The following is a 22,310-nucleotide window of genomic DNA, read 5'->3' on the forward strand; positions in this document are numbered from 1 at the left end:
ATGGTCCGCGCCGGGCGGGAGGCGGTCGCGGCGAACGCGGCCGCCTGGGCTGACGCGCTGGCGCCCCGGCTGCGCAGCCTCGACGACGACCTCGCGCACATCGGCCGCAACCGGGCGGCGATCGTGGCCCGGCTGGAGGGGATGGTCCGCGCCGCGCTCGGCACGCTGCGCGCCGCGCAGCGGCTGTCCCGGCTGCCCGACCAGCTCGGCGACTGGTCCGGCCAGGAGTTTCTGCGGATCTCGTTCACGGATCCGGAGGCGGCGGGGCTCGCAGACGCACTCGGCGACGTCATCGACGCCGCGGCCGCCGCCGCACCGCGGCTGGACGGGATGGCACTGCTCCTGCGCGCGGTGCGCGCCGCCCTGCCGCGCGGGGTGCGGGTCGAGGTACTCAAGCCGGACGCGGTGCTGCGCACCGAGCGGGTCCGGGTGTCCGAGCTCGGCGACGTGTTCTCCGGCGGCCAGCAGCTCACCGCGGCGATCATCCTGTACTGCACGATGGCGGCGCTGCGCGCCAACGACCGGGGCCAGCTGCGCGCCCCGCACGCCGGCGTGCTGTTCCTCGACAATCCGATCGGCCGCGCCTCCGCCGGTTACCTGCTCGACCTGCAGCTTGCCGTAGCCGACCGGCTCGGTGTCCAGCTCGTCTACACCACCGGCCTGTTCGACACGGCGGCCCTGGCCGCCTTCCCCCTGGTGATCAGGCTACGGAACGACGCGGACCTGCGCGCCGGCCTGAAATACCTGCGGGTCGAGGAACATCTGCGGCGCGGCCTGCCCGCCGCCACCGGCGGCGGCATGGATGCCGCGACTGGCGTCCTCACCGCGACCCGCGTGTACCGGCGCCCCGCCTGACCACGTCGAGTGGACTTCCACGGCTGGCCTGGTCTGGTCTGGATACGGGCCGATCAACGCCCGCATCCAGCCGCCGACATGGATTTGTTGAGTTGGTGTCTTGTGCAACCCTCCAGTAGCTGCCACTATCGAAAAAGTGCCGCCCGGTACCCCCCGAGCCGGGCGGTACCTAAACTTGTCCCACTCGTTGTCCCCATTGGGTTGGCGTCTCACAACCCGCAATGTTGCTCCGGGGTCTACCCCGGAGTCCCGGCGTGGTCGGCACTCCCGACCTTTCGGGGCCCCTCGGCTCGTCGTCGCCTCGCGACGGCTGTCGCGCGTAGCCGTTTTGATCGGCGCTGGGCGGCGACATCGGCGTCTTCCGTTTCTCGCCCCTTGACCTCGGCGTAGTCGATCCGATTCCCTGCCGTCCGCGGCGGCAGTTGAGTTGCGTTTACAACTTCTTGGCGTGCCACCTTCCGTGGCGTCAGCCGGATGGACTCGTTTGGGCTTGGCGCAAGTTCAGGATTACCGCATGAGTCGCGTTTAGCTCGCGACTGAGCGGGTAGTTCGCTTCGACTCTCTGGTTGGCGAGCGGAATCAGAAACGCCGTCACCTCCGCTTTCACGTCACGCTTCCGACCGGTCACCGTCGACGCCCAAAGTCGATGTCCAGGTGCAATTTGTCGCCGCATCGCGCCGCTCGGGTAACGAATGCGCTTCTTGAACGTCACAAGCGCTGGGCGGACGGCCGGGAGGTCGGCCACCGTCACCTCTCATCGCCCACGGCACCCACCACGCTCGCGTCACCTGGGCAAAGAGCCGCCGGGCGCTACGAGCAGGCGGCGACGGGCACGGAGCCCTGCTGGCTGGCCACCCGGTTGTTGAGGTCCTTGACGGTCACGGTGTAGGCGAGGGTGCCGGCGGAGGCCGAGGGGCCCAGCTGGGCGGTCCAGGTGGACCTGTCGTCGGCGGTGGAGCCCAGCTGAAGGGCGACCGTCGTGGCTGCGCCGTTCGGGGTGGTTATCGCGACACTGCCGCCGGACATGCCGACCGGGTCCTGGACCTCGACCGTCAGCGTACCGGTCGCGGGGGCCTGGTCGGTGGCGCAGGCCTGAGCCCGAAGCGACGACGGCCCGGCGGCGGAGAGGATCTTCGGCCCGGCGGTGACCACGGCCGTCACGTGGATCGTCCCCCCGCCGGTACCCGCGGCCGGGGTCACGGTGATCGGGATGTCGAGCTGGCCGACCGGCGCGGCCGAGCGGTCCAGGCTGATGACCAGCTGGGTGCGGTAGCCCGGATCGAGGCGGGACGTGCGCGGTACCGCGTCCAGGTAGGCCGGTGCGCCACTGGTCCGGATCGTGACGGCCTCGGTGCCCGTGTTGGTGAGGTCGACCGTGTCGCTGGAGTCGACCTGACCGAGATTGACGGACGTTCGCCCGAGGGTGAGCGCGGGGCCGGTGCTCCTGGGCCCGGCGGGGGTGGGGACGAGGCTCGCCGCCGGGCGCGAGGCGGTGGGCTGGGGCGGGACCGGGAGGTCGGTCGGGAGGAACTCGAGGACCGTGCCCGGCGCGGGGCTGGAGGTCGCGCTGTCCGGACCCGTCCCGGCGCCGGTCGACGACGGGCCGGCGACCGTGACCCGGCTCGTGTCCCGGCTAGGTTGCCCGGAGGCCGCCGAGCCGCCGCCCGCGGTGCTGGTCGTCTTCGGGCCGCTGCCGCTGAGCAGCGCATAGCCGACCAGGACGCCGACCACGGCGAGGGCGACCAGGCCGCCGGCCACGATCCGGCCCCACCGGATCGGCAGGATCCGCCCCGACCTGCCCCAGGGAGACCGGTGCCGCCCTGGCGACGGCGAAGATGACGACGGCGACGGAGATGACGAGGGCGGCTCCTGAGACCGCGGCGCTCGCCTCGTGTAGGTGTCGGAGGCGCGGTCGCCCGCGGCATTGCCGCGCCGGCTGAGACTCCCGCCACGGTGCCGTTCGTCCCCGCGGTGCCGTTCGTCCGCCGCACGTTGCTCCATCTCCGCCGAGCCTAGGGCTGGGGGCATATATCCGTGGACGGTTTGCTCGTTTCTGTGACCACCGTCCAGCTGACGCGCGACCGGCCGCCGGGTGCCGCGCCACCGTCGCGCTCACCTGTGCTCGTGCCCGTGCCCGAGGAAAGATCACAAGGAGGGCCCGAGGGCGGGAGTTCCTGCCCAGCCGGGGATCTAGGTGCATCCGGGGCGAGTCCGTGGCAGCCTTGCAAGACCCGATATCGAACGATCGGGACAGGATCTGGTGACCTCCGGAGGCACGGGGCTCGCCCACCTCCGTCGGCCCAGCGCATCGCCGCGCGAATCCGCCCGTGTCCGTCGCGACCCGGCGGCCCGGAGCCGCGCCGTGAGGGAGGAGCCCCATGCCCGCACCGGGCTACACGATGGAGGTCGAACTCGGCAAGATCCGCGAGTTCGCCCGGGCGACCAAGTCGCGCAACCCCGACTACCTGACGGCCGAGCGGCCGGTCTCGCCGGCCACCTTCCTGATGACCTCCGCGTTCTGGTCCGACGGCGCCGGTGTGCCGTGGGACGAGATCGAGGGATACGAGGAGATCGACCTCGGCCGCGTGCTGCACGGCGGCCAGGAGTTCGTCTTCCACGGCGAGCCACCGCGCGCCGGCACCCGGCTCGTCGGCCGCGCGAAGATCGCCGCCGACTACGTCAAGGAAGGCCGCCGCGGTGGCACGATGCGGTTCATCGTGGTCGTCAACGAGTTCCGCACGCCCGATGGCCGTCTGGTCGCCGAGGCGAAGAACACCGTGATCGTCACCAGCCAGGCGCCGGCGGCGGCCAGCGCGGCCAGCGACGGGAAGGACGACGCCCGATGACCACCACAGCCGACCTCGGCACCGGTGCGGCCAGCACGCCGGTGCTCGGCCCCAGACCCGCCTGGGAGGACCTGGCGGTGGGCCTTGGACCCGCGCCGCTCATCGACCAACCGCTCACCCGCACGGACTTCGTCCGCTACCAGGGCGCGTCCGGCGACCTCAATCCCATCCACCACGATGAGGAGTTCGCCCGGGCAGCCGGGTTCCCGACCGTGTTCGCCGTCGGGATGCTGCAGGCCGGTGTTCTGGGCACGTATGTGACCGACTGCTTCGGCGCCGCGAACCTCCGCCGGTTCAGCACCCAGTTCCGGGAGCAGGCCTGGCCAGGCGACGTACTCACCTACCGCGCGACCGTGACCGGGCTGCGCGAGGAGGCCGGCCAGCAGCTCGTCGACCTGGATCTGCTCGTCACCCGCCAGACCGGCGGCACCCACATCAAGGGCGAGGCGACCTTCGTCGTCCCCGTCTAGACCCATCGGGGCTGTGCGGTGGCGGGGCGCTGAGCGCCTCGCCACCGCACAGCCGGGGACCGTCAGGATCCGGCCTGGGCCAGCAGGCCGCGGGCGATGACGATCTGCTGGATCTGGCTCGTGCCCTCGTAGATCCGGAACAACCGGGCGTCGCGGTAGAAACGCTCCACCGGGACGCCGCGGATGTAGCCGGAACCGCCGTGGATCTGCACCGCCCGGTCGGCGATCCGCCCGACCGCCTCCGAGGCGAAGTACTTGGCGCAGGACGGCCCGATTCGCTTGTCGCTGCCGTCGTCGAACTTGGCGGCGACGTCGGAGACAAGCGCGCGGGCGGCGTAGAGGTCGGTCGCCGAGTCTGCGATCAGGCCCTGGACCAGCTGGTAGGTGCCGATCACCGCGCCGCCCTGTTCCCGGGAGGCCGCGTAGGAGACGGACTCGTCGACGAGCCGCTGGCACATGCCGACGCACAGCGCCGCGATGTGGATCCGCCCGTGCGCGAGGCAGCGCATCGCGGTCGCGTAGCCCCGCCCGACGCCGTCCTCCCCGCCGATGAGCGCCGACGACGGAACCCGCACGTTGTCGAAGTAGACGTCGGCGGTCCAGGCGCCGGCCTGGCCCATCTTGTGGTCGCGCGGGCCGACGGACAGGCCGGCCGTGCCCTTCTCGACCATGAACGTGGTGATGCCCCGGCTGGGCGAGGCGTGCGGGTCGGTCCGGGCGAAGACCATGAAGACGTCGGCGAGCGGCGCGTTGGTGATGAACCGCTTGGAGCCGTTGATCACCCACTCGTCGCCGTCGCGGACGGCGGTGGTGGCCAGGCCGGCCGGGTCGGAGCCGGCGCCCTGCTCGGTCAGCGCGAACGACGCGGTCCAGTCCCCCGAGGCGACCTTCGGCAGCCAGGTCTTCCTCTGCTCCTCGGTCGCGCCCTCGAGCAGCACGTGGCCGGCGATCCCGTTGTTCGTCCCGAACATCGACCGGAACGACGGCGTGGTGTAGCCGAGCTCGTAGACGAGCCGGACCTCCTCGCTCATCGACAGGCCCAGCCCGCCGTAGAGCTCGGAAATCGCGAACCCGAACAGCCCCATCTCGGCGGCCGCGGCCCGCAGGGCCGCCGGTATCTCGTCGGTCTCTTCGATCTCCTGTTCCAGCGGCACGACCCGTTCGCGCACGAACCGTCGTACCGAGGCCAGCACCTCGGCGAAGTCACTCTCCTGCACGGCACCCGTCCGTATCTGCTCTCGATCCAGCATCGGTACGGCACTGCTCCCCCGCCGATTCCTGCTGGCGCTGGAATCGGTGAGGACCCCGCGCTCTGGGGTGAACCAAGAGCACCGCCGGTTGGGGCCTACGGCACGCGCCGTCCCCCATCCTGCCCACACGGGCGCCACGGCGCACACCGGACGCGTCCGGACGGCGGAGGTCGCTGCCTTCGCTGGCCCGTGACGCGCAGGCGCGACACGATGACCTCCAGCTCCGCCGCCGACCTCCGCCGCCGCGGAAATCGCTGGGTAAGCGAAGTTCGGCGGCACCAGATCTCCTGGCCGGCGGGCATATGGGACGTCAGACCAGCGCGGTTCGTCCCAGGCGCAGGCAAGATCGACAGAACAGAACGGAACTCGACACGTGACAAGAGGAGTCCGGGCATGAGCGGGATCTGCGAGGGACGCGTCGTCGTCATCACCGGCGCGGGCGGCGGCATCGGCCGGGAGCACGCGCTCGCGTTCGCCGCCGAGGGCGCGAAGGTCGTCGTCAACGACCTCGGCGGAGCCCGGGACGGCACCGGCGCGTCGGCGGGCCCGGCGCAGTCCGTAGCCGCCGAGATCGTCGCCGCGGGCGGCGAGGCGGTCGCGAACACCGAGGACATCTCGACCTGGGACGGCTCCAAGAACCTCGTCGACCAGGCCGTCGACACCTTCGGCACGCTGGACGTCGTCGTGAACAACGCCGGCATCCTGCGCGACCGGATGCTGGTGAACATGACCGAGGCCGAGTGGGACGCCGTCATCAAGGTGCACCTGAAGGGCACCTTCGGCGTCGCGCACCACGCCGCGGCGTACTGGCGGGACCGTTCCAAGGCCGGCGAGACCAACGACGCCCGCATCATCAACACCTCGTCGCCGTCGGGCATCTTCGGCAACGTCGGCCAGACGAACTACGGCGCCGCGAAGGCCGGCATCGCCGCGTTCACCGTCATCGCCGCCATGGAACTGGGCCGCTACGGCGTCACCGTCAACGCGATCGCCCCAACCGCGCTCACCCGGATGACCGAGGACCTCGGCTTCGTCAAGAAGCAGGAGGAGGACCTCAAGGAGCAGCCCGAGGCGAAGGCCGACTGGAACCCGCTCGGGCCGGAGAACATCTCCCCGCTGGTCGTCTGGCTCGGTTCGCCCCAGTCGAAGGGCGTCAGCGGCCGGGTGTTCTCGGTCCTGGGCGGCTTCATCAGCGTCACCGAGGGCTGGGTGAACGGCCCGTCGGTCAACCGCGAGGGCAAGTGGGAGCCGGGCGAGCTGGGCGAGGTCATCCCCGACCTGGTCGCCAAGGCCGCCGCGAACGCCGACATGCAGGGCAACCGCCCGTCGTCCTGACCCACCGGTTCGTGGTCGATGGTGGTGTCCTAGGACACCACCATCGACCACGGCTTGCACACGGTCGACGGAGCGTGGTCGATGGTCGTGCCTATTCGGGCGACCATCGACCACGGTTCGGTACCTACCCGGGAGGGTCGCCGGCCGGTCGCGTGGGCCGGTCGTGGGACCGCCGGCGATGATCACGGTCGCGGCGGCCCCACCAGACCCACCAGTCGAGGGTCCACAGGACGAGGGCGAAGCCGAACAGCAGGTCCTCGACGGGGGCGAACGCGACCCGCGGACCGAGGATCGTGGCCGGGTCGTAGCGCACGATGCCGAACCCGGTGAGCACCCCGTTCGTGATCAGCTGGCAGACGATGATGATCGCGTAGGCGGTCCAGAACGCCCGCCGTCGCACCAGCCTCAGCCGGAACACCAGCGCGTCGGCTGTGACGGCGGCGAGCACGCCCGCGACGGCGAGCGCCGTGTAGCTCATCCGGGCCCCGGCGGCTGAGACTCGGGGGGCGGCGGTTCGTCACCGACGGGCCAGTCGCGACGCCGGGCGCGGACGGCCTCCAGGGTGAGGATCGCGCAGATCGGCACGACGGCGAAGAACAGTGCCTCCTCCAGCGGGATCCCGCCCGGCAGCCGCACCCCGGTGACGCCGCGCGCGTCGAACGTCCACTGCTCGCGCGCGATCGCGTACAGGTCCCAGCCCACGAAGACGGCCAGCACCGGGATGAGGGTGCGCACCAGCCGGCGCCACCGGGCGTAGACCCGGGTGCGCAGGAACACCTCCAGCGGCGCGGTGCCGAGCAGGCAGGCCGCCAGCACCGCGAGGTAGCCGAGGTGACGCATCAGAACCGGCCGGACGCTGCGAGGACTGGGCTGCGCCGGGCTAGCCCGCGGCGCGCAGACGGGCGGCGAGGGCGGCGGACGCGGCGGACGGGTCGGGCGCGCCGGTGATGGCGCGGACGACGACGGCACGGCGCGCGCCGGTGGCGAGCACCGTGTCGAGGCGTTCCTCGTCGATGCCGCCGATCGCGAACCACGGCTTCGAACCGGGTGTGAACGGCGGGGCGGCGGCGACGGCCGCGGCGAGGAGTCGCGGGCCCACCCCGGGGCGGCCCTCCTTCGTCGGCGTCGGCCAGACCGGGCCGACGCAGAAGTAGTCGACATCCGGGTCGGCCAGCGCCGCCTCGAGCTGCCGTTCGTCGTGCGTCGACAGGCCAAGGATCACGCCGGGGCCGAGGAGGCGGCGCGCGACGGCCGGCGGGATGTCGTCCTGGCCGACGTGCAGGATGTCGACGCCGAGCACCGAGGCCAGGTCCGCCCGGTCGTTGCCGCTGACCAGCGCGCCGTGGCGGCGGCCGGCGGCGAGCATCCGCTCCAGCGCCGCGGCCTCCTCCCGCCACTCCAGCCCCTTCTCCCGGAGCTGGATCAGGTCGACGCCCGGCGCGGCAACGCCGTCAAAGCCGGTGCCGGTGGCGGGCGGGGCGAGCACGCCGTCGAGGAAGGCGTCGAAGTCAGGCTGGCGGGGGGTGCACAGGTAGAGCCGGGCGTCCGCGAGCCGCGCCAGCCTCGCCGCGCGGGCCGCCGAGGCGTCCGCGGGCGCCGCCGGGTCGCTGTCAGCCACCGGCGACCGCCCGGACGAGCTCGAGCCGGTCATCAGCGCGCAGCCGCACATCCCGGCGCTGCGCGGCGGTGAGCGCCTCGCCGTTGTACTCGACCACCACCGACCCAGGACGCAGGCCCAGCTCGGCGATCAGCTCGAGGAGCGGCTGCCCTTCCGGCACCCGCCGCTCCTGGCCGTTCACGATGACGACCACCGCGGCCACAGACGGATCACCCACACTCTGGACCCTACGCATTCTGGACCCTGGGCGCGGCGCCGCGCGGCCGCCGCCCGCCCGCCGCGGTCAGAATCCGAGCGCCTGGGCACGGCGCTTGACCTCCCTGCCACGGTTCTCGCGCAGCGCGTCCAGCGGCGTGCCGGGAAGGCTCGGATCCTCGCGCAGCAACCAGTCGATGGCCTCGTCGGGTGTGTAGCCGGCGTCGGCGAGCACCGTCAGCGTGCCGGACAGGCCCTTCGTGAGCTGGCCGTCCTGGATGAAGCCGGCTGGAACCCGCAGTATGCCGTCCTCCTGGCGGCGAGCGAGGAGGCTGCCCTCCCGCACGAGCTGACGCACCCGCGTGATCGGGACCCCCATCGCCTCGGCGATGTCAGGCAGCGGCAACCAGTTGTCCATGGTCGAAAGTAAACACGACCGGGAGGTGTCCTCAAGACCGGCCTCGCGCCCGTGACCAGTCAGGCAGGACACCGGTCAGGCCGGGCCGATCTGGACGCCGCCGCCGCCCGCGGAGCGAGTGGCGGCCTCGGCGACGGCGACGACCCTGCGGGCGGCCTCCACCCGGTAGGAGGTGAGCGGCCAGCCGGACAGGAGCGCGTCGGTGAGGTCGCGGTAGAACGGGTGGGCGGGGCCGGCCGGAAGCGGCAGCCGGGTTCTGGTGCCGTCGTGGGAGACCACCGTGAGCGGTCCGGCCGACAGCGGGGTGTACGGGGCGCCGTCGCCGTTTCGGCCGGCGTGCCGGCCGCCGGCCCGGGACCATGTGTCCGCCGGCGCCGTCTCGGCGGGGGTGCCGGTGGCGAGGGCGGCCATCGCCGGGTCGTCGCCGAATATCGAACCGGTGGTGCCGAGCACGTGCAGCCGGGCGGTGGGCACCGCGAGCAGGTCGGAGACCGTCACCTGTGCCTCGGCGCCGCTGGCGAAGCGCAGCAGGACGCGGGCGTGGTCGGCATTGGTGACGTGGTGCCAGACCCGCTTCTGGGCGGTGGCCGTGACCCACTCGACCGGCTCGTCCACCAGGTCGAGCACCCAGTCGAGGTGCCCCGCGGCACGGTCGTGAATGAGGCCGCCGCTGGCGCGCTCGTCGTCGCGCCAGCCGCCGGAAGGCCGGTTGTACCCGCCGTGGGCGATCTCGACCGACAGGACGTCGCCGATGGCGCCGCTGCGGACGGCCGCGCGCAGGCTCTGGTAGGCCGGGTCCTCGCGACGCTCCGGGTAGGTCGCGAGCAGCGACGAGCGGGCGGCGGCGAGCAGCGCCAGGTCGTCGGCCTCCTGGGTGGACAGCGCGAACGGGGACGGGATGACGACGTCCTTGCCGGCCTCCAGCGCTCGGGCGGCCCACTGCGCGCGGGTGTTGTTCGGGGTGCCGATGATGACGAGGCGGACGTCCGCGTCGGCGATCAGGCCGTCGGGCTCGTCGTAGGAGCGTGCCTGACCCTCGCCGGACCGGGCGCCGGCGGCGCGGCCGGTGCCGCTGACCGCGACCAGGTTCAGGCCCTCGGTGGCCTCGACGGCCGACTGGTGGTGGGCCCCCGGCATGCCCGGGGCGCCGAGCAGGCCTACGCCGACGGGCTCGGCGTCGTGGACGCCGAGGGTGTGGCGCAGCCAGCGGCCGACCAGCCGGTGGTAGGCGGGATCGGCGAGCGTGCTCGCGGTGGAGCCGAGGGTGAACATGCCCAGGCCGGTGGACGGCCGCCAGGTGCAGACCGGGTACTCGGTCAGGCTGTGCTGGACGACCAGCAGCCGTTCGACGTCGTCGGCGATCTTGTCGGGGACGACCCAGCTGTCGACCGGTCGGAAGTCGCCCATCCGGGCGGCGACCTGCGCGCCGTTCGGGCCGACCGTCACCCGCAGCTCGTGCGCGGGCGTCGTGTGGCCGGGAATCAGCCCGGAGGCCTCGACCAGCGGGCTGTCGGACGGCAGCGCGCGCACGGTGGGTCCCGCGAGCAGCACCGGCACCGACTGCCGCGCACGGTCGAGAAGCTCCTGCTCGACGGAGTCCAGCGGCCGGTCGATGAGGACCAGTAGGGCGTCGGCGGAGCGGGCTGAGGTAGGCCCGAGCCCGGCGGCCCGGAGGTGGTCACCGAGGGCGCTCACCCCAGGCAGGTTGGAGACCAGGTGAATGCGCGGCACAGCGCCAGACTCTAGTGACAGGACCCCATCCGCCCGCCAACGGGTGCTATACGTCCGATCGACCCGAACGTCCAGCTAGCCGCCCCGCCCCACGCTCCTGACGACGGGCACCGGCGAGCCCACGACCAGCGACAAGCCGCCGCGGCCACCACGTAGTGTGACATCGGCCGGTCACAGGGCGGCGCAGCCGGCGCCCCGCCCCGGCGGGCCCGGACCGCGCCGCCGGCGCGCGGCATGAGATCTGGTCATGAAGCACGCCTTGTCTGGCGGCCCGAAACCGTGTGGGAGGCCGTCCCGCGCCCACGTGCGCCTCAGGTCGGCCACGAAGGACGGCCTCGGTCGGTCACCAGGGACGGCCGGGTCCGTCACCAGGGACGGCCGGTCGGTCACCAGGGACGGCCTCAGTCAGCCACGAAGGACTTCAGGGGGACGGCCGGGTCGGCGAACTGGGCCTGGTCGGGGCGGGCCGCGGCGGCGAGCAGGCGGCGGCCGGCGACCATGTCGATCGGGCGCGCCACCGTCACCAGCGCGGTGAGCGTGCCGTCCGGGGCGAACCAGCCGGCCGTCCAGCCGGGTGCCTTCTTGGCGTCCGGCTCCCGGCGCGCGGTCGGGTCGCCGCGGAACACCAGATGGGCGTCGTCCGCCGGCAGGCCGGCGAACTGCACCATCCGGCCGAACTGCTCCGACCAGAAGTACGGCACCGGGTTGTAGACGGGCAGGTCGGCGACGGCCTGGCCGGCGGCGAGGCCGAGCAGGGTGCTGGCCGCGACGGCGGGCGCGCCCTGGGCGCTGTCCCAGTGCTCGACGTGCATCCGCTTGCCGTAGCGCAGCGACCACCAGGCCGCGCAGTCGCCGACGGCGACCACCGGCGCGGCGCCCGCCGCGCCGGCGACGTCGGGGGCCCAGGTGGCCAGCAGGTGCTCGTCGCTGACGATCCCGCGCTCGAGGGCCAGCGCCCCGCCGAGCCAGCCGACGTCCGGGCGCACGCCGACGCCGACGACGATCTCGTCGGCCGGGATGAACTCGCCGCCCACGAGCAGCAGCCCGTCCTCGCCGATCTTGTCGACCATGGCGTCGACGCGCAGGGTGACACCGGCTTCCTCGTACCAGTGGACGGCGTGCCCGCCAACCTCGGCGCCCAGCGGCGCGAGCGGGAAGCCGCCACCTTCGACGACGGTCACCTCGGCGCCCTGCTTGGCGGCGACGGTCGCGACCTCGGCGCCGATCCAGCCGGCACCGACGATGACGAGCCGCAGCCCCGGACGCAGCGCCTCGCGCAGCGCGAGCGAGTCGTCGATGGTGCGCAGCACCCGCTGGCCGGGCGCGCCGGGCAGCCGGATCGGCGCCGAGCCGCTGGCGATCACCAGGCCGTCGTACTCGACGGGGCCCGCGTCGGTGTGGACCACGCCGGGTTCCAGGCCGGTCGCCTGCCGGCCGAGCAGCAGCTCGACGCTGTCCAGGTCGTGCAGCCCGTAGGGCAGGTGGGTGCTGTCGGTGCGGCCGGTCAGCACTGCCTTCGACAGTGGCGGACGGTCGTAGGGCGGGTGCTCCTCAGCCCCGATCAGCGTGATCCGGCCGGTGTACCCCTGCTCGCGCAGCTCGACGACGGTCCGGCCGCCAGCCAGCCCGGCGCCCACCACCACAACGTGTTCCATGGCCGCAGGCTACCTGCGCACCACGCCAGGAAGCCCCCGTGAGATTCGCCAGATCACAACCGGCGGCGTCCACGCGCCGTCATGTGGTGACCTTGCTGGTCAGGTTGCGACCAGCGGGAAGGCGTCCTTCCAGACCGGGTCGTAGCCGGCCTCGACGAGCATGGCCGCGACGGCGTCCGGGGGGCGCTCGTCGCTGATCGAGAACTGTTCCTGCGCGCTGCCGGGTGTCCCGTAGCCGCCCGGCTCGGTGGACGAGCCCGCGCTCATCGTGGTCACCGCGATGCGGACCAGGCCGTCGCGCATCGCCGCGGGCTCGCGGGTGGACAGCGACAGGTCCAGGTCGGGCTCGTAGAGCCGCAGCGCGGCGTGCGCCTGGACGAACTCGGCGTCGCCGACGACGACCACCGGCGGGAAGCCGGCCGCGTTCGGCCGGATCCGCGGCAGCGCCGCGGTGATCTCCGTGCGCCAGAACCGGCGGGACAGGAACGACGCGTGCGCGGCGAGCGCGAGCACGTCCGCTCGCCAGTCGACGGCGAGGCCGAGCAGCACGCCGAGGCCGAGGCGACGCACGCCGGCGGCGCCGGCCCGCTCGAACGAGGACAACCGGCGGTCGAAGTCGCGCTTCCACCCGGCGACGTGCACCTCGCGGTACCGGGTCCGGTCGTAGGTCTCCTGATAGTGGACCGCCCCGACCAGCCCGCCGGCGACGAGCCGGGCGTAGGTGTCGTCCGACCAGGTCTGGGTCTCGATCGAGATCGCTGGAAACAGCGGGGAGAGCCGCTCGACGACGGCGACGAGGTAGTCGGCGGACACCTCCGTCCGGTGCTCGCCGGAGACCAGCAGCAGGTGGCGGAAGCCGCGCTCGGCCAGCAGCCGCGCCTCGGCCTCGGTCTCGTCGAGGGACAGCGTCCGGCGCACGACCGGCAGCCCCTTGGAGAAGCCGCAGTACGTGCACGACGACAGGCAGGCGTTCGAGACGTACAGCGGGGCGAACAGCCGCACGGCGCGTCCGAAGCGGCGCAGCGTCGTCTCGCGGGCGGCGCGGGCCAGCTCCTCGATCCGGCCGGTCGCGGCCGGGGAGAGCAGGACGGCGAGGTCGGCGAGCCCGAGCCGGCCGCCGGCGCGCGCGGTCGCGAGCACGGCGGTCACCGCGGCGTCGTCGGCGCGCAGCCCGGCGGCGGCGATCCCCGGCGGGTCGAGACCGGCGAGGACCTTCGCGAACTCCCCCGGCGGGGCGCTCACGGGGCGAGGGTCCCGGGCTGGGCGCCGAGGAAGCCGGTCAGCGGAGAGGACGCCTCGGCCCTCGTCGACGCGCTGACGGCGCCGCGGCCGGCGAGGTAGCCGAGCCGGCCGGCGACGGTCGCGAGGGCGAACGCGCGCGCCATCGTCACCGGGTTGCTCGCGACCGCGATCGCGGTGTTGACGAGGACGGCGGACGCGCCGATCTCCATCGCCTCCGCGGCGTCGGAGGGAACGCCCAGGCCGGCGTCGACGACGACCGGCACGCCGGCCGCCTCGATGATCACCTCGAGGGCGTCGCGGGTGCGCAGGCCGCGGTTGGAGCCGATCCAGCTGCCGAGCGGCATGACCGTCGCGCAGCCCGCCTCCTCGAGCCGGCGGGCGAGCACCGGGTCGGCCGGGCAGTACGGCAGCACGGTGAACCCGTCGGCGATCAGCAGTTCGGCGGCGCGCAGCGTCTCCACCGGGTCCGGCGCGAGCGTGCGCGGGTCGGGAGTGACCTCCAGCTTGACGAGCGGGCTGCCCGTCGAGGCCCGGCCGAGCCGGGCGAGCCGGTGCGCCTCCTCGGCGTTGACGGCGCCGGAGGTGTTCGGCAGCAGGGTCACCCCCGGTGGGACGAAGTCGAGCACGTCGCCCTCGCCGGCCCGGTCAAGGTCCACCCGGCGCAGCGCGACCGTCACGATCTCGGCTCCGCTGGCGACGAGGCTGTCGCGCATCAGGGCGTGACTGCCGAACTTCCCCGTGCCCACCATGAGCCGGCTGGTGAACGCCCATCCGCCGATCCGCAGCGGCTCGTCCTCGAGCTCGGTGAGCCCGGCCGACGCCGTTCCAGGTGCTGCCATCACCTTTCCCTCCCCACGCGCGCATGATCGCGATCGGGTCGACGGGTCGCCGACGGCTGCTGGTCGGCCTCTCAGCCCGCCTCACGCGGGCTCCCCGGGTCCGCCCGGATTGTATGCCCCGCGTTCGCCCGAACGCGGCTAGCGGGCGAGGCAGCGGTACCACGCGGACCTCGCACCCCAGACAGGGATGATCTTGCTGTTGTGCGCATGGTCCGTCACTGTCGGTCCTTGCCGACCGACGCCGGAGGAAGCCCGGATGCCACCACGACGCCCGATTGCCCTGGCGCGCGCCGCCCGCCTCGCCCATGCCCAGCGGCCGAGCTCCGCCACGGTCCGAGGCGCCGGGTTACTGGTCACCGCGCTCGCCGTCGCGCTCGCCGGCGGCGCGGCCGCTGGCGGGTGGGGGCCCTATGAGGTCAGCCCCGGAGACTCGCTGTGGTCGCTGGCCGCCCGGCACGGGACCACCGTCGAGCGGATCAGGACCGTGAACGGCCTGCCCGACGACGAGCTACGGGCGGGAGAGCTGCTCTACCTCCCGGGTTCCCATTCCGGGGCGGCGGAGACGGCCCAGCCGCGGATGGCCGGGGGTTGTGCGTCCTGGTCGCCGGCGGGGGCGTGTCAGCCGGCCCCGCCACCGGGCGGGTATGTCGTCCAGCCGGGTGAGTCGCTGTCGGTGCTGGCGGCCCGGGCGGGCCTGAGCGTCGCCGATCTCGCGGCCCGCAACGGGCTCGGCCCCGACGACGGCCTGCGGATCGGCCAGATCCTGCTGGTCACGCCCGACCCGGGTCAGGTCGGCACGCCCGCCATCACCCTCTCGGCCAGCACCTCCGCGCCCGTCCTGCCCGGTGCGTCGGGTGATGGGGTCGTGCCGGGCGTCGCGGCACCGGCGGGCCCGGTGCCGGCCCTCTCCGCCATCGGCCAGACCCAGCTGGTGATCCGGGCGGAGGCGGCCCGCCAGGGGATCGACCCGACGCTCGCGCTGGCGATCGCCTCGGTCGAGAGCGGGTTCGACCCGACGGCCGTCAGCCGGGTCGGGGCGGTCGGTGTCATGCAGCTGATGCCGCGCACCGCGCGCTGGCTGAGCACCGTGCTCGACCGTCCGGTCGACCAGTCGAACCCGGCCGACAACATCGCGGGCGGGGTGGCGTTCCTGCGATTCCTGCTGGCAGAGACGTCGGGGGATGTTCCTACGACGGTCGGCAGTTATTACCAGGGCCTTGACTCGGTGCGACGGTACGGTTTCTTTCCGGACACCCAGGAGTATGTCGGTAAGGTGATCGCGAGGCGGGCGCACTTCACCGCAGCCCCCTAATCGTAAACTGTCGGCGTGGATGCCACGGTCGCGGACCCCGTCATCGGTCGCCTGCTGGACGGCCGGTACACCGCGCAGGAGCGGCTGGCCGTCGGCGGCATGGCGAGTGTCTACATCGCGCACGACAACCGGCTGGACCGGATGGTCGCCCTGAAGGTGATGCATCCGAACCTCATGCACGAGCCGGACTTCGTCGCACGGTTCCACCGGGAGGCCCGGGCAGTCGCCAAGCTGAACTCCCCGCGGGTCGTGCAGGTCATGGACCAGGGCGCGGCCCAGACGCCGGTCGGGGTCCTGAACTACCTGGTCATGGAGCTGGTACGCGGCAGGTCGTTGCGCCAGCACCTGGGCACACACGGGCGGCTCGCGCCCTACGAGGCCATAGACATCATGGAGGCCATCGCCGAGGCGCTGGCCGCCGCGCACCTGGCCGGCATCATTCACCGCGACATCAAGCCGGAGAACATCCTGCTAGGTGACGATGGCCAGGTGAAGGTCGCGGACTTCGGCCTCGCCCGCCCCATCAGCCAGCCGACGGCCGCGCTGACCCAGGGCGTGGTCATGGGGACCGTCGGGTATCTCGCGCCCGAGCAGGTCACCCACGGCGTCGCGGACTATCGCAGCGACGTGTACGCGGCCGGTGTCGTGCTGTTCGAGATGCTCACCGGCCAGCTGCCGCACACCGGCGCCACCCCGATGTCGGTCGCCTACCAGTCGGTCCACAGCGAGATCCCCGCACCGTCGACCATCGCGGGCGGCATCGAGCCCGAGCTCGACCACCTCGTGCTGCGGGCCACCGCCCGCCGGCCCGACGAGCGCCCGTCGGACGGCGTGGCGCTGCTCGACGAGGTACGCCGCGTGGTGCCCCTGATCGCCGACTCCGGCCCCGCCGGGCCAGGCTCGGCCGGGCCCGCGGTGCCTCCCTACCTGGCCGACTACCCGCCCAGTCCGGCGCCGGCGGGCCGTTACACGCCCACCCGGGTCGAGCACCGTCCCGGCGAGGACGAGCTCGGCGGCTACCTCGACACGCCGGCCTACTCTCCCGAGCCGGCCGGGCGCGGCGGCGGCCACCGCGCCGCCCCCGGCGGCCGAGGAGACGCGCCCGGCTACGGGAACCAGCCGACCGGCCACCGCGGCGCCGGGGGCTTCCGCCCGCCGGCGTGGGCGTACGCGGTGCTTGCCGTGGTGGTCGTGCTGATCCTCCTGATCGTCGGAATCAAGGCGATGGTGGGCGGCGGTGGCGGCACCGAGGTACCTCTGCTGACGGGGCTGACCAAGGCGGACGCCGAGGCCGAGCTGAGGTCCGACGGCCTGAAGTGGACCTACGGATCGCCCGTCCACAGCTCGACCATCCCCAAAGACAAGGTCGCCGACTACTCGCCCAACGGCAGCACCAAGGTCGACCCCGGCGACACCGTCACGATCATCCTGTCGCTCGGGCCCGAGCAGATCTCCATCCCCGACCTGAAGGGCAAGTCGCAGGCGGACGCGCAGGCCGAGCTCCAGTCGACGAACCTCGGGTTCGCCGGCCTGCGGCAACAGCCCAGCGACGACGTCGACAAGAACAAGATCATCGGGACTGACCCGGCGGCGGGCACCAAGGTCGATCCCGGCACCCAGGTCACCCTGCTGGTCAGCAGCGGCCCGGCCGCCCGGACCGTCCCCGACGACCTCGTCGGCAAGTCCTACGACGACGCGAAGGCCGAGTTGGAAGCGCTCGGGTTCACCGTCCAGAAGGACATCGACACCAGCGGCGCGTTCGACAAGGACAAGGTCGCGCGTACCTCACCGGACCCAGGTCAGCAGGTCAACCCAGGCGGCACCATCACGCTGTTCGTCTCGGCCGTCGACGGTGGCGGCGACGGCTCTGGCGTCATGGTCACGGTCCCGAACCTCAGAGGGAAGTCGGCCGACCAGGCGCAGTCGATCCTCCAGGAGGCCGGGCTCCAGGCCGACTTCCAGAACTGGTTCTTCGGGAGGAAGGTCAAGTCGACCAACCCACCCGCCGGCACCCGAGTCGAGCAGGGCACGACCATCCACGTCGTACTGGGCTGAGTTGCTGGTTCGCTCCGTGCGGGCGGCGCGCTCCGGCCCCGTACTCACGACCTCCGAAATCGGCTTCGCCGATTCCGCAGGGACCCCGTCGCTCCCACGGGACCTCCGCGCGCCGTCCTCCTGCGCTCACGGGCGCTCCGGCGACCTCGCTGCGGCCCGACCCACCTCGCTTCGCTCGTGGGCCGGGCCTCCGCGAGGCGCGCCTCCGCGCCCGCACGGTCGCCTACCGCTGAACGTCACCTACCCGAAACCGCTGTCTCGGTAGGGCCACGTCGCTTCGCTCGTGGAACGTCCGGACCTGTGCTGGTCGCGGGTTTCGTACCGACAAGGCACGAAGGCCACCCCACGAGCGAAGCGACGTGGCCCCGGGGGTTGGCCATGGTCGAACCGTGCAAGCGTCACGCAACCGAGCTGGCGCGGAGGCGCGCCTCGCGGAGGCTTCCCTACGAGCGAAGCGAAGTAGGGAGGCCGCAGCGAGGTCGCCGCAGCGCCCGTTCGCGGAGGAGGACACGGCCCGGAGGTAGCCCGCGAGCCGCCAGGCGAGCGGGCTGCCGGAGGGCCGTGCCTGGACGGAGCGAACCAGAGACTCAGCGGCGGCGGGAGCGGGCGGCCTGGAGCATCTCGGCGACGAGGAAGGCGAGCTCCAGAGCCTGGCTGGTGTTCAGGCGCGGGTCGCAGGCCGTCTCGTAGCGGCCGCCGAGGTCGGCCTCGCCGATCTTCTGGCCGCCGCCGAGGCACTCGGTGACGTCGTCGCCGGTCAGCTCGATGTGCAGGCCACCGGGGTGGGTGCCGAGCTGCTGGTGGACCTCGAAGAAGCCGAGCACCTCGTCGAGCACGTCGTCGAAGTGGCGGGTCTTCACGCCGCTCACGTCGCGGGTGTTGCCGTGCATCGGGTCACAGGCCCAGACCACCGGGTGGCCGGCGCCGTTGACCTTCTCGATGACCGGCGGCAGCGCGTCGCGGATCTTGCCGGCGCCCATCCGGGAGATCAGGATGAGCCGGCCGGGGATGTGGTCGGGGTTGAGCCGCTCGACGATCGCGAGGACCTCGTCGGGGCTCGCCTTGGGACCGACCTTGCAGCCGATCGGGTTGCCGACCCTGGACAGGAAGTCCATGTGCGCGCCGTCGAGGTCACGGGTGCGCTCGCCGATCCAGATCATGTGGGCGGACAGGTCGTAGACCGCGTCCGTCGCCTCCTCGACCCGCGTCAGCGCCCGTTCGTACTCCAGCAGCAGGCCCTCGTGGCTGGTGTACAGCTCGACGCCGCCGAGCTCGGCGGTGCGGTCGAGGTCGATGCCGCAGGCGGCCATGAACGCGAGCGCCCGCTCGATGTCGGTGGCCATCAGCTCGTAGCGGCGGCCGGCGGCCGAGTCGCGCACGAACGCCTTGTTCCACTCGTGGACCTGGGACAGGCTCGAGAACCCGCCGGTCGCGAACGCGCGGATCAGGTTCAGCGCGGCGGCACTGTGGTGGTAGGCGGAGACCATCCGGGCCGGGTCCGGCCGGCGGCCCTCGGGCGTCGACTCGATGCGGTTGACCGCGTCGCCGCGGTAGGACGGCAGGCCGGTGGACGTCTCGATGTCCGTCGAACGCGGCTTGGCGTACTGGCCGGCGATCCTGGCGACCTTCACCACCGGCGTGCTGGCACCATAGGTGAGCACGACCGCCATCTGCAGCAGCGTCTTCACCTTGTCGCGGATCTTGTTGGCGGTGTTCGCGGCGAACGTCTCCGCGCAGTCACCGCCCTGGAGCAGAAACGCCTCCCCGCGGGCGACGTCCGCGAGCCGCTCGGTGAGCGAGCGGACCTCGGGAGCCGTCACCAGCGGCGGCAGCGTGGCGAGCTCGGCATAGGCGGCCCGCAGCTCGCCCTGGTCCGGCCAGGAGGGCTGCTGCTTGGCCGACAGGGTCCGCCAGAAGTCCAGTTCCGGTCGCGGCCGCTCGAGTTCCGTCTGCCCGCCATCAGGTCCGAGGTCCATCACCCAACCAGGGTACGGGCAGTCGACCGAACGTTTCACTCCAGTTTCCCGCGGGCCGATCGTGCGGTGGCACACAGTGACATGACACGCCGGCTCGCCCGCGTCGAGGGGCGCTCGACGCGGGCGAGCCGCCATCCCAACCGCCCTGGTGGGCGGTCGCCGGGGTGGGCGCTGCCTGCCCGCCCCGGCGACCGCACTAGTTCAACGGGCCGTTGACCCAGGTCATGAGCGCGCTGTTGGCCCGCAGCTTCTGGAACCACTCCTCGGCGTTCGCCACCTCGGCGGGGTCGTAGCCGGCGGGCGGTGCCGGCGAGCTCTGCTCGATGTCGAGCGTGACCTCGTTGCGCCAGTAGAACGGGCTGGCCGCCGCGAACACCTTCGAGGTCAGGTCCTCCGGCGTCAGGAAGTCCGTGAACTGGGTGGCGAGGAGCTTCACCTGGTCCACCGGCAGGCTCCCGGACGAGGCGGTGTTCACCAGATCGGTGAGCTTGGGCGCCGCGCTGTCGAGGTTGCCGTCGATGTACCGGGAGGTCTTCAGGACGATGGCGAGGACCTTGAGCGCCAGCTCAGGGTTCTTGTCCAGCCAGGACTGGCTGGTCGTCCAGGTGTCGTAGGCGAGGCCGGCCGGGCCGAGCACCTCGTAGCCGCCAACGTTCACGTAGTCCTTCGGGTGGTCCAGCAGCAGCGCGCTCTGGATCGGCAGGCTGCCGGTGTAGTAGTCGCCCTCCCCGCTCTGGAAGGCGGCCGCGGCCTTGGCGTCGTCGGCGAAGTTGTTGACCTTGATCGACGTCGGGTCGATGCCCGCCGCCTGCAGGCCGGCCGCGATCGGCGCGAGGTTCTGCGAGCCGACGATGTCGAAGGTCTTGCCGACCCACGACTTCAGGACCGCCGTCTTCGCCGCTTCGGGCGTGGAGCCCCCCGCGACGAGATCGGAGTACACCGGCGGGCCGTCCTCCGTCCGCCCGACGAGGAAGAAGCCGAGGAACTGGTCGCGAATGATGTAGTTGCGCAGTGTCGGCGCGGTCTTCGCCAGCGGCACCAGGCCGCGGATCGTGCCCGCTCCCACATCCAGCTGGCCGGTCTGGATGGCCTGGTAGATGGCGTCGTTGGACGGCAGCGTCTTGAAGTCGAACCTGATGCCCTGCTCGGTGGCGAAGCCCAGCTGCTGCGCGAGCGGGAGCGTCTGGTTGTCGAGGAACGGGCCGATGCCGACCTTGACGGTCGTCAGGCCCGGCCCGGACGAGTCATCGGATGACGACGACGAGCAGGCCCCGAGAGCCACGGCCAGGAGGGCGGCGACGGCGACGGCTCCCCTACGCGGGCGCCACGGTCTTCTTGACATTTTTTCTCCTTTTCTTTCCTACTTTTTCGGTCTGTTTTGGGCAGGAGAGAGCCGCCCTGGGGCAGGCTGGGGGCAGGGTGGAACTCGGCGCCGCGGCGGCGGCGTGAGCCGTGCGGACCTATCGAGGGCGCGGTCGTACGCCACGGGCCGGCGCGATGTCCCGCCGGCTGGTTGGCCGCGGGTTTCCTAGTTCCCGCGGAAGGCCGCGTCCGCGGCGGCGGACTGCTGTTCCCGGGTGGTCCAGCCGGTGAGTGGCCGTTCCACGAGCACGATGACGCGGTCGAGGACGGTGGCGAGCAGCCCATAGAGGACGACGACGACCAGGATGCCGGCGGTGTCGATGTACTGCTCGCGCGTCATCATCAGGTAGCCCAGGCCGTTCTGGGACCCGATCAGCTCGGCCGCGACGTCGAGGCCCCAGGCCGCCACCGCCGAGAAACGCACCGCGCCGAGCAGGTGCGGGAAGATGCTCGGCACCACGATCGTGCGGTAGATGGCCCGGCGGGACGCTCCCATGGTCGCGGCGGCGCGGATATGCGTGGGGCTGACATTGCGCACGGCGTCGAGCGTCGTCACGCTCAGCACAACACTCGTCCCCATCGTGATCAGCGCGATCTGCGGCCCTCGGCCTATTCCGAACCACAGGAGAAACAGCGGGATCAGGGCGAACACCGGCGCCGGCCGGATGAAGTCGAGGACACCGCCGAACAGGTCACGCAACATCCGTGAGTACGCGAACACGAGGCCCATGCCGACGCCCAGCACAAGCCCCAGGCCATATCCGGTGAGCGTCATCCCGACGCTGGTGACAAGTGCCCCGGGCAGGGCGGCCCGCATGTCGACGAACGCGGACCACAGGGCCGACGGCGTCGGTAGATAGATCGCGCGGACGAGCCCGCCGTAGGAGACCGCGCACCAGGCCGCGACGAGCAGCGCGGGGACCAGCGAGCGGATGGCGACGCGGCGAGCCAGCCGGCGCGCGGCTCGCCCGATCCGCGACGCGGCGACCTCGGCGCCGGCTGGTCGCGACGCATCCGCCGCGGCGAGCGTCGGCGCGGTCCGCCGCGCCTCCGTGACCGGCAGGGCCGTGGCGGCCGTGGCGGCCGGCGGCCCGGCCGATGCCGCCGCCGGAGCCGTCGTCGCCGCCGCGGTCACGGCCGCGGCCGTCACC

General features: G+C 72.6%; 19 protein-coding genes and 1 pseudogene. 6 read left to right on the forward strand and 14 right to left on the reverse strand.

The genetic code is table 11. The features are described 5' to 3' along the window. A pseudogene (locus FRCN3DRAFT_RS56885) lies at positions 1–855 on the forward strand (hypothetical protein); the annotation flags it as partial. Between the two features lie 810 nt (positions 856–1,665). Here the strand turns inward: FRCN3DRAFT_RS56885 and FRCN3DRAFT_RS48375 are convergent. Continuing rightward, positions 1,666–2,613, reverse strand: coding sequence for a hypothetical protein (locus tag FRCN3DRAFT_RS48375; protein ID WP_007517847.1), 948 nt, complete (start codon positions 2,611–2,613; stop codon positions 1,666–1,668). A 620-nt stretch (positions 2,614–3,233) separates the two neighbouring features. Between FRCN3DRAFT_RS48375 and FRCN3DRAFT_RS48380 the strand changes: the two genes are divergently transcribed. Continuing rightward, entirely contained in the window at positions 3,234–3,701 is a 468-nt protein-coding gene (locus FRCN3DRAFT_RS48380) for an FAS1-like dehydratase domain-containing protein (protein WP_007517848.1), read from the forward strand. Beyond that, the gene (locus tag FRCN3DRAFT_RS0238570; RefSeq protein ID WP_007517850.1) at positions 3,698–4,171 is read left to right on the forward strand and encodes a MaoC/PaaZ C-terminal domain-containing protein; all 474 of its coding nucleotides are present in this window, start codon (positions 3,698–3,700) and stop codon (positions 4,169–4,171) included. Before FRCN3DRAFT_RS48380 ends, FRCN3DRAFT_RS0238570 begins: the two co-directional genes overlap by 4 nt. A 62-nt stretch (positions 4,172–4,233) precedes the next feature. On the opposite strand, the gene FRCN3DRAFT_RS0238575 is transcribed toward FRCN3DRAFT_RS0238570, so the two are convergent. Beyond that, complete coding sequence (locus FRCN3DRAFT_RS0238575) at positions 4,234–5,388, reverse strand: acyl-CoA dehydrogenase family protein (protein WP_007517852.1); 1,155 nt, start codon at positions 5,386–5,388, stop codon at positions 4,234–4,236. A gap of 426 nt (positions 5,389–5,814) precedes the next feature. Here FRCN3DRAFT_RS0238575 and FRCN3DRAFT_RS0238580 point away from each other — a divergent pair, with 426 nt between their 5' ends. After that, positions 5,815–6,756: an SDR family oxidoreductase gene (locus FRCN3DRAFT_RS0238580; protein ID WP_007517853.1), complete on the forward strand. Its 942-nt coding sequence runs from the start codon at positions 5,815–5,817 to the stop codon at positions 6,754–6,756. Between the two features lie 124 nt (positions 6,757–6,880). Here the strand turns inward: FRCN3DRAFT_RS0238580 and FRCN3DRAFT_RS0238585 are convergent, their stop codons facing one another. The 9 genes from FRCN3DRAFT_RS0238585 to FRCN3DRAFT_RS0238625 all read right to left on the reverse strand — a co-directional run bounded on the left by FRCN3DRAFT_RS0238585 (position 6,881) and on the right by FRCN3DRAFT_RS0238625 (position 14,454). Further along, the gene (locus tag FRCN3DRAFT_RS0238585; protein WP_007517855.1) at positions 6,881–7,234 is read right to left on the reverse strand and encodes a lycopene cyclase domain-containing protein; all 354 of its coding nucleotides are present in this window, start codon (positions 7,232–7,234) and stop codon (positions 6,881–6,883) included. After that, positions 7,231–7,596: a lycopene cyclase domain-containing protein gene (locus tag FRCN3DRAFT_RS0238590; protein ID WP_007517857.1), complete on the reverse strand. Its 366-nt coding sequence runs from the start codon at positions 7,594–7,596 to the stop codon at positions 7,231–7,233. The genes FRCN3DRAFT_RS0238585 and FRCN3DRAFT_RS0238590 overlap by 4 nt, the downstream gene beginning before the upstream one ends. Positions 7,597–7,636: 40 nt before the next feature. Beyond that, positions 7,637–8,374, reverse strand: a complete 738-nt coding sequence (thiE, locus tag FRCN3DRAFT_RS0238595) for a thiamine phosphate synthase (RefSeq protein ID WP_007517859.1) — start codon at positions 8,372–8,374, stop codon at positions 7,637–7,639. Continuing rightward, entirely contained in the window at positions 8,367–8,591 is a 225-nt protein-coding gene (thiS, locus tag FRCN3DRAFT_RS0238600) for a sulfur carrier protein ThiS (protein ID WP_232794389.1), read from the reverse strand. Before thiS ends, thiE begins: the two co-directional genes overlap by 8 nt. Before the next feature lie 66 nt (positions 8,592–8,657). Then, positions 8,658–8,987, reverse strand: coding sequence for an Rv2175c family DNA-binding protein (locus FRCN3DRAFT_RS0238605; protein WP_007517862.1), 330 nt, complete (start codon positions 8,985–8,987; stop codon positions 8,658–8,660). A gap of 75 nt (positions 8,988–9,062) precedes the next feature. Continuing rightward, the gene (locus FRCN3DRAFT_RS0238610; RefSeq protein WP_007517864.1) at positions 9,063–10,718 is read right to left on the reverse strand and encodes a Gfo/Idh/MocA family protein; all 1,656 of its coding nucleotides are present in this window, start codon (positions 10,716–10,718) and stop codon (positions 9,063–9,065) included. 401 nt (positions 10,719–11,119) lie between these two features. Then, positions 11,120–12,373 carry an NAD(P)/FAD-dependent oxidoreductase gene (locus tag FRCN3DRAFT_RS0238615; protein ID WP_007517866.1) on the reverse strand — a complete coding sequence of 418 codons (1,254 nt, stop codon included), beginning with the start codon at positions 12,371–12,373 and terminating at the stop codon, positions 11,120–11,122. A gap of 99 nt (positions 12,374–12,472) precedes the next feature. Then, positions 12,473–13,615, reverse strand: coding sequence for a 2-iminoacetate synthase ThiH (gene thiH / locus FRCN3DRAFT_RS0238620; RefSeq protein ID WP_007517868.1), 1,143 nt, complete (start codon positions 13,613–13,615; stop codon positions 12,473–12,475). Further along, positions 13,612–14,454, reverse strand: a complete 843-nt coding sequence (locus FRCN3DRAFT_RS0238625) for a thiazole synthase (RefSeq protein ID WP_007517870.1) — start codon at positions 14,452–14,454, stop codon at positions 13,612–13,614. Before FRCN3DRAFT_RS0238625 ends, thiH begins: the two co-directional genes overlap by 4 nt. A gap of 256 nt (positions 14,455–14,710) precedes the next feature. On the opposite strand from FRCN3DRAFT_RS0238625, the gene FRCN3DRAFT_RS0238630 reads away from it, so the two are divergent. Then, complete coding sequence (locus FRCN3DRAFT_RS0238630; protein ID WP_007517871.1) at positions 14,711–15,766, forward strand: lytic transglycosylase; 1,056 nt, start codon at positions 14,711–14,713, stop codon at positions 15,764–15,766. A gap of 15 nt (positions 15,767–15,781) precedes the next feature. Further along, positions 15,782–17,821, forward strand: coding sequence for a Stk1 family PASTA domain-containing Ser/Thr kinase (locus FRCN3DRAFT_RS0238635; protein ID WP_007517873.1), 2,040 nt, complete (start codon positions 15,782–15,784; stop codon positions 17,819–17,821). 587 nt (positions 17,822–18,408) lie between these two features. Here the strand turns inward: FRCN3DRAFT_RS0238635 and FRCN3DRAFT_RS0238640 are convergent. The 3 genes from FRCN3DRAFT_RS0238640 to FRCN3DRAFT_RS0238650 all read right to left on the reverse strand — a co-directional run bounded on the left by FRCN3DRAFT_RS0238640 (position 18,409) and on the right by FRCN3DRAFT_RS0238650 (position 22,294). Next, on the reverse strand, positions 18,409–19,797 hold the full coding sequence (locus FRCN3DRAFT_RS0238640) for a class II 3-deoxy-7-phosphoheptulonate synthase (RefSeq protein WP_051467456.1): 1,389 nt from the start codon (positions 19,795–19,797) through the stop codon (positions 18,409–18,411). A gap of 196 nt (positions 19,798–19,993) precedes the next feature. Beyond that, entirely contained in the window at positions 19,994–21,139 is a 1,146-nt protein-coding gene (locus tag FRCN3DRAFT_RS0238645; protein WP_007517877.1) for an ABC transporter substrate-binding protein, read from the reverse strand. 186 nt (positions 21,140–21,325) lie between these two features. Beyond that, a complete protein-coding gene (locus FRCN3DRAFT_RS0238650) occupies positions 21,326–22,294 on the reverse strand; it encodes an ABC transporter permease (protein WP_131803498.1) in 969 nt (322 codons plus the stop codon). Positions 22,295–22,310 lie beyond the last annotated feature (16 nt).

It is taken from the genome of Pseudofrankia saprophytica (assembly GCF_000235425.2).
GTDB lineage: Bacteria > Actinomycetota > Actinomycetes > Frankiales > Frankiaceae > Pseudofrankia > Pseudofrankia saprophytica.